Consider the following 9,294-nt stretch of genomic DNA (forward strand, 5'->3'; position numbering starts at 1 on the left):
CTTCGAGTAACGGGCCGGAATTTGTCGGTACCCACTCGTAGGGTTCGAGTGTGATCGTCCACCAGGCCTACCGGTTCGCATTGGACCCGACTCCGGCACAGGCGCGGGCTCTGTCCGCGCACTGCGGTGCCACGAGGTTCGCGTTCAACTGGGGCTTGGCGCTGGTCAAGGCGGTGATGGACCAGCGTGAGGCCGAGGCCGGCTATGGAATAGCGCCAGAGGACCTCACACCACCGCTGCACTGGTCGCCGCCCGCTCTCCGGAAGGTGTGGAACAGAACCAAGGACGAGGTCGCGCCCTGGTGGGCGGAGTGCTCGAAGGAGTCCTACAGCAGCGGCCTGGCGCGGGCGCTGAGCAACTGGTCCGCATCTCGGAACGGCAAGCGGGCGGGCCGCCCGATGGGATTTCCGCGGTTCAAGTCGAAACGGCGTGCAAGCAGGTCATGCCGGTTCACCACTGGCCCGATCCGGGTGGAGGCCGACTGTCGCCACGTGACTCTGCCCACGTCGGGCCGAATCCGAACCCACGAGTCGACCCGCAAGCTCGCTCGCCGGATCGACGCAGGCACTGCTCGCGTTCTGTCGGCCACGATCCGCTGTGAGGGTGGCCGGTGGTTCTGCTCTTCCACCTGCGAGGTGAATCGCTCGGATCCTCCACCTGCTCAGCCACATGCGGTGATCGGTGTGGACCTGGGTGTCACACATCTCGCTGTGCTGTCCAGGCCGCTGCTCGGCATCAGTGACGCAACCGGGTTCGTCCCCAATCCGAGGCACCTGGCGCACGCGTCAGCTGAGTTGCGCCGCAGATCCCGCACGGTGTCGCGCAAGCAGGGGCCGGACAAGCGCAATGGTGATCGACCGCCGAGGCGGTGGGAACGAGCGAATCAGCATCGCAATCGTGTCCACCACCGTGTGGCCAACCTGCGGCGCGATGGCCTGCACAAGCTCACGACAGCGTTGGCGGCCGAGTTCGGCACCATCGCGGTCGAGGACTTGAACGTCGCAGGCATGATGCGCAATCGACGAGTGGCCCGTGCGATCGCGGACGCCGGTTTTGCGGAGATTCGACGACAACTGGCGTACAAAGTGCGGTGGCGGGGTAGTCGTCTGCTCGTGGCAGACCGTTGGTTCCCGTCATCCAAGACCTGCTCGGGCTGTGGCGCGGTGAAAGCCAAACTGCCGCTGCACGTCCGGGTATTCCGCTGTGAGCCGTGCGGACTGAAGATCGATCGTGATCTGAACGCTTCGCGCAATCTCGCCAAGATGGTGAGTTGTGCGACAGGTACCGGAGAGGCCGGAGACCTGGGGTCGTTAAGCCCGAAGGGACGTGGAGCCGACCGGAAGACCCACTCCACGTGGGCTGGTGGCTGTGAAGCGTTCACCTCGCACCGGGCAACCGGGTCAGTCGAGGACCGGACCATCCTTCACAGCGGCGTGATGCCATGCCGTTGTGGCCCGGATATGGTCTGTCGGTAGCCGCCTGCTGTGACGAGGAGCATCGTGCGACCCTGGCCTGGAAGGCCCTACCCGCTGGGCGCCGGATACGACGGTGTAGGCACCAATTTCGCCCTGTTCTCCGAGGTCGCGGAGTACGTCGAGCTCTGCCTCTTCGACGACGACGGCACCGAGACCCGCGTGAGGCTGCCGGAGGTGGACGGGTTCGTCCACCACGGCTACCTGCTGGGCGTCGGGCCCGGCCAGAAGTACGGATATCGCGTGCACGGTCCACACGACCCGGCGCGCGGACTCCGCTGCAACCCGAACAAGCTGCTGATCGACCCCTACGCGAAGGCCATCTCCGACGGCCTGTCGTGGGACGAGGCGTTGTACGGGTACAAGTTCGGGGCGCCGGACGAGCGCAACGACGCCGACTCCGCGCCGCACGTGCCGAAGTCGGTCGTGGTCAACCCGTTCTTCGACTGGACGAACGACCGGTTGCCGAGGACGCCGTACAACGAGAGCGTCATCTACGAGGCCCACGTGCGCGGTCTCACCGTCGACCACCCCGAGATCCCGCCGCGGCTGCGCGGGACCTACGCGGGCCTCGCGCACCCCGTGATGATCGACCACCTCATCAAGCTGGGCATCACGGCGGTCGAGCTCATGCCGGTGCACCAGTTCATCAGCGATCACACGCTGGCCGAGCGCAGGCTCAGCAACTACTGGGGTTACAACACGATCGGGTTCTTCGCGCCGCACGACGGCTACTCCGCGTTGCCGTTGAACCAGGTGCAGGAGTTCAAGGGCATGGTGCGGGCGCTGCACCAGGCCGGGATCGAGGTCATCCTCGACGTCGTCTACAACCACACGGCGGAGGGCAACCACCTCGGGCCGACGTTGTCGATGCGCGGGATCGACAACGAGTCGTACTACCGGCTGGTGGAGGACGACCCGAAGTTCTACATGGACTACACGGGCACCGGGAACTCGCTGAACGTGCGGTCGCCGCACACGTTGCAGCTGATCATGGACTCGCTGCGGTACTGGGTCACCGAGATGCACGTGGACGGGTTCCGGTTCGACCTCGCGGCGACACTGGCGCGCGAGTTCTACGACGTCGACCGGCTGGCCACCTTCTTCGAAGTCGTGCAGCAGGACCCGGTGGTGTCGCAGGTCAAACTGATCGCGGAGCCGTGGGACGTCGGGCCCGGTGGTTACCAGGTCGGCAACTTCCCGCCACTGTGGACGGAGTGGAACGGCAAGTTCCGCGACACCGTGCGGGACTTCTGGCGGGGTGAGAAGGCGACGCTGGGCGAGTTCGCGTCGCGCATCACCGGAAGCAGCGATCTCTACCAGGACGACGGTCGCCGGCCGTACGCGTCGATCAACTTCGTGACGGCGCACGACGGGTTCACGCTCAACGACCTGGTGACGTACAACGAGAAGCACAACGAGGCCAACGGCGAGGACAACCAGGACGGCGAGAGCCACAACCGGTCGTGGAACTGCGGGGTCGAGGGGCCGACGGACGATCCGGAGGTGCTCGAACTGCGGGCGCGGCAGCGGCGGAACCTGATGGCGACGATGCTGCTTTCGCAGGGCGTGCCGATGATCCTGCACGGTGACGAGTTCGGGCGCACGCAGCACGGCAACAACAACGCGTACTGCCAGGACAACGAGGTCTCGTGGGTCGACTGGTCGTTGCTGGAGAGCAACGCCGAGCTGGTCGAGTTCACCGCCGCCCTCACCAAGTTCCGCAAGGCGCACCCGGTGTTCCGGCGCCGGCGCTTCTTCGCGGGACGGCCGATCCGCAAGGGCGAGGAGCTGCGCGACATCGCGTGGTTCACGCCGTCCGGCGAGGAGATGACCGAGCAGAACTGGGAGGACGACTTCGGCAAGTGCATCGTCATCTTCCTCAACGGCGAGGGCATCCCGGACCTCGACTCGCGCGGCATGCGGGTGGTGGACGACTCGTTCCTGATGGCGTTCAACGCGCACTTCGAGGACATCGAGATCACGCTGCCCGAGGCCGAGTACGGTCCTGAATGGACGGTGGTGGTCGACACCACGACGGGACGCGTCGGCGACGGGGAGAAGCCGATCGTCGCGGGCGGGCAGCTGACGCTGACCGCGCGGTCGCTCGTCGTGCTGCAGCGGGTGGGCTGATGGGCGCGCCTTCCTCCACCTACCGCGTCCAGTTCACCCCCGGCTTCACGTTCGCCGACGCCGCCGGCATCGCGGACTACCTGGCGCGCCTGGGCATCGGCGCGCTGTACGCGTCGCCGATGCTCGACGCGCGTGAGGGGTCCACGCACGGCTATGACGTCGTGGACCCGACCCGCGCGCGGCCCGAGCTGGGCGGCGACGAGGGTCGCCGGGCGCTGCAGCAAAGCCTGCGGCGGCACGACCTCGGGCTCGTGGTCGACATCGTGCCGAACCACATGGTCGTGCCGAACCCGTGGTGGGACGACGTGCTCGCGCACGGTCAGAGCTCGAAGTACGCGCGGTACTTCGACATCGACTGGTCGTCGGGCAAGGTCCTGCTGCCGGTCCTCACGGAGGGCTCGCCGGAGGAACCGGGCGAGCACTTCGTCAGGGTCGACTGGCGGCGCGGCAACAGCGAGCTCAACTACCGGCGGTTCTTCGACATCACCGAGCTGGCGGCGATCAGGGTCGAGGACCCCGAGGTGTTCGAGGCGACCCACCGCGAGGTGCTGTCGTGGGGCGTCACGGGGTTGCGCGTCGACCACCCGGACGGCCTGGCCGATCCCGGCGGTTACTTCCGGCGGCTGCGCGAGCACTTCGACGGCTGGCTGGTCGTGGAGAAGATCCTCGGACCGGACGAGTCGCTGCCGCAGAGCTGGCCGGTCGACGGCACCACCGGCTACGACGCGTTGCGCGAGGTCTGCGGTGTGTTCATCGCGCCGACCGACAGGTTCGGCGGCGGTTTCCACGAGGTCGAGCACGCGTCACGGCAGCAGGTCGCCGACTCGATCCTGGTCGCCGAGGTGCGGCGGATCGCCCGGCTGGTGCAGGGCGTGCCGTTCGAGGACGCCTGTCAGGCCGTCGCCGAGGTGATGGTCAACTTCCCGGTGTACCGGTCGTACCTGCCGGAAGGCTCGCGGCACTGGGACACCGCGGTCCAACGGGCCGAGTCGCCCGCCGTGCGGGCGCTCGACGAGCAGGTCAGGGCCGATCCGCACGGTGAGCTCGCGACCAGGATCCAGCAGACGTCCGGCATGGTCGTCGCGAAGGGCACCGAGGACACCGCGTTCTACCGGTACACGAACTTCGTGGCGCTGAACGAGGTCGGCGGCTCGCCGGACCGGTTCGGCCTGCCCGTCGAGGAGTTCCACCAGCGCGCGGCGGCCCGGGAAGCGCAGACGCCCCAGGCCATGACCGCACTGTCCACGCACGACACCAAGCGGTCGGAGGACGTCCGGGCGCGGCTCGCCGTGCTGGCCGAGATCCCGGACGAGTACCTGGCTTTCGAGGCCGCGATGTCCGGCGAGCACGGCATCTCGGAGCCGACGCTGAACCGCCTCGCCTGGCAGTCGCTCGTCGGCGCTTACCCGATCACCGAGGAACGCCTCGGCCAGTACCTGGAGAAGGCGTCCAGGGAGGCCAAGATCAGGACGTCCTGGGTCGACCGGAACGCCGAGTTCGACGCCGAGGTGGCCGCGTGGCCCGCGAAGGTGCTCGACGAGCCCGAGGTCGCCGCGTTCGTCGACCGGATCAAGGCACCGGGCTGGTCGAACTCGCTGGGGCAGAAGCTGGTCCAGCTCATCGCACCCGGCGTGCCCGACCTCTACCAGGGCACCGAGCTGTGGGACTTCTCACTGGTCGACCCGGACAACCGCCGCCCGGTGGACTACGCGGTCCGGCGGGAGCTGCTGGAGCGCATCGACGACGGCTGGCTGCCGGAGGTCGACGACTCGGGCGCGGCGAAGCTCCTGGTCGTGCAGAAGGCCCTGCACGTGCGCAAACGAGGTCTGCACGGCTACCGGCCGCTTCGGGCCGAGGGCCCGGCCGCGGATCACGTGCTGGCGTTCGAACGATCCGGCGTGATCGCGGTGGCGACCAGGTTGCCGGTCACACTGGCCCAGAAGGGCTGGCAGGACACCGTTCTGCCACTGCCGGGCGGTCCGGAGTGGACGGACGTGCTCACCGGGCGGCCGGCCTCGGAGGACCTGGCGAGCCTGCTCGACCGCTACCCGGTGGCGCTGCTCGTACGAGGGGGATGAGTGAGCTTCTCAATCTGGGCACCGACGCCCAGGTCGGTGCACGTGCGGGTCGACGGCGTCGACCACGAGATGAAGCGCGACGGCGACTGGTGGCACTCGGATTCCGAAGGGACGGACTACGCGTTCGTCATCGACGGCAAGGCGTATCCGGATCCGCGGTCGTTGTGGCAACCCAATGGCGTGCACGAGGCGTCCCGGGTCTACCGGCACGACTTCGAGTGGACCGACCAGAGGTGGACGGGTCGCGCGTTGCCCGGCGGCGTGATCTACGAGCTGCACATCGGCACGTTCACGCCGGAGGGCACGTTCGACGCGGCCATCGGCAAGCTCGACCACCTGGTGGACCTCGGCATCACGTTCGTCGAGGTCATGCCGGTCAACAGCTTCGACGGCGTGGAGGGCTGGGGTTACGACGGTGTGCTGTGGGGCGCGGTGCACGAACCGTACGGCGGCCCGGACGGGTTCAAGCGGTTCGTCAACGCCTGTCACGCGCGAGGGCTCGCCGTGCTGCTCGACGTGGTCTACAACCACCTCGGGCCGTCCGGCGCGTACCTCGACAAGTTCGGGCCGTACTTCGCCGGTCGCAACGACTGGGGTCCAGGCCTCAACCTGGACGGGCCGAACTCCGACGAGGTCCGCCGGTACGTGATCGACAACGCACTGCAGTGGCTCGGGGACTTCCACGTGGACGGTCTGCGGCTCGACGCCGTGCACGCGCTGGCCGACCGGCGCGCGGTGCACGTCCTCGAGGAGCTGGCGGTCGAGGTGGACGCGCTCTCCACGCGGGTGGGCCGTCCGTTGACGTTGATCGCGGAGTCCGACCTCAACGACGCGAAGCTCGTGACCGCACGCGAAGGCGGCGGGTACGGCCTGCACGCGCAGTGGTCCGACGATCTGCACCACTGCCTGCACGTGGCGCTGACCGGTGAGACGTTCGGCTACTACGAGGACTTCGCGGCACCGGGAGCGTTGAAGAACACGCTGGAGAAGGTGTTCTTCCACGCGGGCACCTGGTCGTCGTTCCGCGAGAAGCACCACGGCAAACCGGTCGACACCGCGCTGATCCCCGGCCACCGGTTCCTCGCGTACGCGCAGAACCACGACCAGATCGGCAACCGCGCCACCGGCGACCGGCTGCCCGCGACGGTCTCGACCGGGAAGTTGTTGTGCGCGGCGGCGATCGTGCTCTGCTCGCCCTACACCCCCATGATCTTCATGGGGGAGGAGTGGGCGGCGAGCACGCCGTGGCAGTTCTTCGCGTCCTTCCCGGACCCGCAGCTGGCCGAGGCCGTGCGGACGGGCCGGCGCCGTGAGTTCGCGCGGCACGGTTGGGGCGAATCCGACGTTCCGGACCCGATGTCGCCGCGGACCGTGGAGAACTCGCGGCTGAAGTGGGACGAGGTCACGACCGGCGAGCACGCGAAGGTGCTCCAGACGTACCGGGCGTTGATCGCGTTGCGCCGCTCCCGGCCCGAGCTCGCCGATCCGCGCCTGGACAGGTTCGTGGTGGAGCAGGACGGGCTGTGCTTCGTGCTGCACCGCGGAACGACCCGCGTGGTGGTGAACCTCGGCACGACGCCCGTCCCGCTGCCTCAGGGCGAGGTGCTGCTGACCTCCTCGGCGAATCCGTCGTCGCTTTCGCCCGAGTCGTTCGCGGTCGTCGCGTCGACGTGATCCCAGAGCGCCTGGTCGGCCGGCCGGACCGGCCGGCCGAGGTGCGCGTGCACGAACGCCGCCACCAGCCGGTCGGCGGCGACGTGCAGCTTGATGTTCTGGTGCTGGGAGATGTGCACCAGCAGCCCGAAGGCCTGCTGGGGCGTGCAGGGCTTGCGTGCGGCGATCAGGCCGGTGGCCTGCCCGATGACGGTCCGGGACACCAGAGCTTTGCGCAGCCCTGCCACCTCGGCCTCGAGGGCGGTGATTCTCGCGGACGGCACCGCCGGCTCCTTTCACGTCGTCATGGTCACAGCGGCATGCCGGTGGGACGACGGGCTCGGGAGCTCTCGAAGGGGCGGGACACATCCAGAGCAAGCCGTCTCATCGGCTTGCGGCTGGGTTCTCAACCGCGAGTGATCACCTTATCAACTGTTTCGGACCGTGCTCGCCGGGTAACCGATGGACGTAGCTGACCACGTACTGAAGGAGCCTGATCCATGGGTGCCGACGACAAGTTCAGCAACAAGGCTGAAGAGATGAAGGGCCGTGCGAAGGAAGCGGTCGGCGACGCCACGGACAACGAGCAGTGGCAGGCCGAGGGCCGCGGAGAGCGCGTGAAGGCCGACATCAAGCAGGCCGGCGAGAAGGTCAAGGATGCCTTCCGCTCGGACAAGTAAGTCAGCCGGCGCCGCCCAGTTCGTCCCGGAGGGGAAGGACTGGGCGGCGTTGCGTTCTGCGTCGTGCGAGTGCCGCGGCTGCGACCTCTACAAGGACGCCTCGCAGACCGTGTTCGGCGAGGGACCGGTGCCGGCGCGGCTGATGATGGTGGGGGAGCAGCCCGGCGACCGCGAGGACGTCGAGGGGCACGTGTTCGTGGGCCCGGCCGGACGGTTGCTGGACCGGGCGCTGGCCGCCGCGGGGATCGACCGGTCCGCCGCGTACCTGACGAACGCGGTGAAGCACTTCAAGTTCGTCGAGCGCGGCAAGCGCAGGATCCACCAGCAGCCCCGGCGGGGCGAGGTGGTGGCGTGCTTCCCGTGGCTGCGCGAGGAGATCCGGGTCGTGCGGCCGCAGTTGGTCGTGTGCCTGGGAGCCGTGGCGGCGAAGGCGCTGCTGGGCTCGTCGTTCACGCTGACCGCGCACCGCGGTGAGGTGCTCGAGCAGGACGGGCTGCGGATCGGGGTGACCGTGCACCCGTCGGCGGTGCTGCGGGCCGACGACCGGGACGAGGCCTACGAGGCGTTCGTGGCCGATCTCAAGGCCCTGAAGAAGTCACTGCAGGAGTCCCTGTAACGGGACAACCCCCGGACGACTCCCGCGCTAGCGGGCCGAGCGGGACCAGCGCTCGAAGTCCGGGGGCCGGGTGGCTGCCTGGTATTCGCCAGGGTCACCGAGGGCTGGTCCTAGCGGACAGCCACCTCACGAGTCCTGTAGCTATACAACTTTGGACCACCTCCTCTCTTGTGTACGACGAACCTATGTCGTGATCGGCTGGCGTCGCAACGGAGTTTTGCGGACCCCTTGACTTGCACGATTCGCGTAGAATCCGCAGACATGGTGCGCATTCCCCTGACCTCGACGGAGCGGGAGCGCGGCAGGCGGCTCGGGCAGTTGCTGCGGGACGCCCGCGGCGAGGAGAGCATGGTCGAGATCGCGGCTCGCGCCGGGTTGTCGGCCGAGACGGTGCGCAAGATCGAGACGGGACGCGCTCCCACGCCGTCGTTCTTCACGATCGCGGCGCTCGCGGGCGCGCTGGGCATCTCGCTGGACGCCATCAACGAGCTGCTGGCGCCGCAGAGCCGCTCGGCCTGAGCAGGCTGCTGGCCGGTCGTGCGCGCCCCCGTTGTGGATGAAGGGCGCCTTCATACACCAGGGGGGGGTGTAGGGGGCCGTGCTCGACCGCGCCGCGCGGCGGCCCCACACGGCCTCGACAGGGGGGGGGGAGGTGACCACGG

At 68.4% G+C, this 9,294-nt stretch carries 8 protein-coding genes; 7 read left to right on the forward strand and 1 reads right to left on the reverse strand.

The genetic code is table 11. From position 1 onward, the window contains the following. The first annotated feature begins 50 nt into the window (after positions 1-50). From tnpB to treZ, 4 genes are read left to right on the forward strand one after another with little or no spacing between them, the layout of a single operon-like run. A complete protein-coding gene (gene tnpB / locus ABZV40_RS41830; protein WP_355455026.1) occupies positions 51-1,475 on the forward strand; it encodes an IS607 family element RNA-guided endonuclease TnpB in 1,425 nt (474 codons plus the stop codon). A gap of 24 nt (positions 1,476-1,499) precedes the next feature. Continuing rightward, a complete protein-coding gene (gene glgX, locus ABZV40_RS41835) occupies positions 1,500-3,605 on the forward strand; it encodes a glycogen debranching protein GlgX (protein ID WP_355455028.1) in 2,106 nt (701 codons plus the stop codon). Continuing rightward, on the forward strand, positions 3,605-5,683 hold the full coding sequence (gene treY, locus ABZV40_RS41840; RefSeq protein WP_355455030.1) for a malto-oligosyltrehalose synthase: 2,079 nt from the start codon (positions 3,605-3,607) through the stop codon (positions 5,681-5,683). Before glgX ends, treY begins: the two co-directional genes overlap by 1 nt. Next, positions 5,684-7,357, forward strand: a complete 1,674-nt coding sequence (gene treZ, locus ABZV40_RS41845; protein WP_355455032.1) for a malto-oligosyltrehalose trehalohydrolase — start codon at positions 5,684-5,686, stop codon at positions 7,355-7,357. Here treZ and ABZV40_RS41850 read toward each other — a convergent pair. Beyond that, complete coding sequence (locus tag ABZV40_RS41850; RefSeq protein ID WP_355455034.1) at positions 7,276-7,620, reverse strand: ANTAR domain-containing protein; 345 nt, start codon at positions 7,618-7,620, stop codon at positions 7,276-7,278. The two genes, treZ and ABZV40_RS41850, sit on opposite strands and share 82 nt — an antisense overlap. 216 nt (positions 7,621-7,836) lie before the next feature. Between ABZV40_RS41850 and ABZV40_RS41855 the strand changes: the two genes are divergently transcribed. The 3 genes from ABZV40_RS41855 to ABZV40_RS41865 all read left to right on the forward strand — a co-directional run bounded on the left by ABZV40_RS41855 (position 7,837) and on the right by ABZV40_RS41865 (position 9,151). Further along, positions 7,837-8,016, forward strand: a complete 180-nt coding sequence (locus tag ABZV40_RS41855) for a CsbD family protein (protein WP_355455036.1) — start codon at positions 7,837-7,839, stop codon at positions 8,014-8,016. Next, a complete protein-coding gene (locus ABZV40_RS41860; RefSeq protein WP_355455037.1) occupies positions 7,994-8,632 on the forward strand; it encodes a UdgX family uracil-DNA binding protein in 639 nt (212 codons plus the stop codon). The genes ABZV40_RS41855 and ABZV40_RS41860 overlap by 23 nt, the downstream gene beginning before the upstream one ends. Before the next feature lie 261 nt (positions 8,633-8,893). Then, positions 8,894-9,151 (forward strand): helix-turn-helix transcriptional regulator, encoded by a 258-nt coding sequence (locus tag ABZV40_RS41865; protein WP_355455039.1) that lies wholly within the window; start codon positions 8,894-8,896, stop codon positions 9,149-9,151. Positions 9,152-9,294 lie beyond the last annotated feature (143 nt).

This window comes from Lentzea sp. NPDC004782 (assembly GCF_040609115.1).
In the GTDB taxonomy this organism is placed as follows: Bacteria; Actinomycetota; Actinomycetes; order Mycobacteriales; family Pseudonocardiaceae; genus Lentzea.